This is a genomic window from Streptomyces sp. NPDC047880 (assembly GCF_040706515.1).
GTDB lineage: Bacteria > Actinomycetota > Actinomycetes > Streptomycetales > Streptomycetaceae > Streptomyces.
This window is the reverse complement of record NZ_JBEZOK010000066.1, coordinates 1-2056: the sequence shown is the minus strand read 5'-3', so window position 1 is coordinate 2056 and position 2056 is coordinate 1. Positions and strand designations below refer to the sequence as shown.

General features: G+C 69.8%; 1 protein-coding gene. It reads right to left on the bottom strand.

Annotated features, from left to right (window positions below):
* A partial coding sequence (locus AB0937_RS38485; protein WP_366718862.1) for an amino acid adenylation domain-containing protein occupies positions 1-2032 on the bottom strand: 2032 nt, incomplete at its 3' end.
* Positions 2033-2056: the final 24 nt, after the last annotated feature.

Genomic DNA, 2056 nt, shown 5'->3' with positions numbered 1-2056 from the left:
TGCCGTTGGGCGTCAGCGGGACCTCGTCCAGGACCACCAGGGCGGCCGGGACCATGTAGTCCGGCAGTCCGGTGGCGATCTGTGCCCGCACGGCCGCCGGGTCCGCGTCGCCGACGTAGTAGGCCACCAGACGCCGGTCACCCGGACGATCCTCACGGACCACCGCGGTCGCCCCGGCCACGCCTGTCACGGCATTCAGGGCGGACTCGACTTCACCCAGTTCGATACGGAAGCCCCGAACCTTCACCTGGAAGTCGGTGCGGCCGATGTACTCCACAACACCACCGGCCGTCCAGCGCACCAGGTCGCCCGTGCGGTACATCCGCGCACCCGCGGAGTCGAACGGGTCCGCCACGAAACGCTCCGCCGTCAGCGACGGACGACCGAGATAGCCGCGGGCCAAGCCTTCACCAGCGATGTACAGCTCACCCGGCACACCCGGAGCCACCGGTCGCAGGGCCGCATCCAGCACGTACACCCGCGTGTTGGCGATCGGGCGGCCGATGGCCACCCCACCCGAAGCCGTCACGTCCGCGACCGTCGACCAGATCGTGGTCTCGGTCGGGCCGTACAGGTTCGTCACCGAGCGGGCGGCCCCGGCCAGCGTCACCGCCAGATCCGACGGCAGCGCCTCGCCGCCCACCAGCACCCGCAGGCCGGACAGGTCCACCATGGCCTCTACGAGCGCGTGCCACAGGCTCGGCGTCGCCTGCATCACCGTCGCGTCCGACGCCTTCAGCAGAGCACCCAGGATCGACGGATCCTTGACCGCCTCACGGTCGGCGAGGATCAGGCCCGCACCGTTCAGGAGCGGCAGATACATTTCCAGGCCGGCGATGTCGAAGCCGACCGTCGTCACCGCCAGCATCCGGTCGCCGGCGGAGAGTTGGAAACGGTCCTGCATCGAGCCGAGGAAGTTGGCCAACGCGCCTTCGGAGATCACGACGCCCTTGGGCCGGCCCGTGGACCCGGAGGTGTAGATCGCGTAGGCGGCCCGGCCCGGATCGCCGGGCACGCCCAGGTCACCGGCGTCGTACGCGTCGCCCGGGCCGAATCCCGCAAGGACCTCCTCGGTCAGCGTCAGTACCGGACGCGAGTCCTCGAGCACGTACGCGATGCGGTCCTCGGGGAACTCCGGGTCCACCGGGACGTACGCCGCACCCGACTTCAGGACCGCCAGCAGCGAGACCACCAGCTCCGCCGAACGCGGCAGCACCACCGCCACGAACTTCTCCGGACCCGCACCCTGCTCCACCAAGAAGCGCGCCAGCCGATTCGCCCGGGCATTCAACTCGCCGTAGGACAAGGAGAATTCACCGAAGGTGAGCGCCGTCGCATCCGGCGTCGCCGCCACCTGCGCCTCGAACCGCTCCACCACCGACACCTCGGCGACTCCGGTCACCGCGGTGTCGTTCCACTCCACCAGCACCCGTCGCCGCTCGTCCGCATCCAGGACGTCCACCGCGCTGAGCGGCTCCTCCGGGGCCGACACCAGGGCCTCGAGGACGCGGACGAACCGCTGACCCAAGTCCTCGGCACTCGCCTCGTCGAACAGGTCCGAGGCGTATTCGATCTCGCCGCTGATCCCTGCGGGCATGCCGTCTCCGTCATGACGCTCGAACAGGGCGAACGACAGGTCGAACTGCGAGACCGTCGTGGTGGAGTCGCCCGCGGAGACCTGGAGGCCGGGCAGCGCGAGCGATGCCTCGGTGTTGTTGTCGAAGAGCACCATCACCTGGAACAGCGGGTGGTGGGCCATGGAACGCTGCGGGCTGACGACCTCGACCAGGCGCTCGAACGGCACGTCCTGGTGCGCGTACGCGGCCAGGTCCGTCTCACGCACCCGGGCCAGCAGCTCACGCACCGACGGATCGCCCGACACATCCGTGCGCAGCACCAGCGTGTTCACGAAGAACCCGATCAGACCGTCCAGAGCCTGGTCGGACCGGCCCGCCACGACCGTGCCCAGCGGCACGTCCGTACCCGCGCCCATGCGTGACAGCAGCACCGCGACAGCGGCCTGCACCACCATGAACGGCGTCACCCCGCACTCACG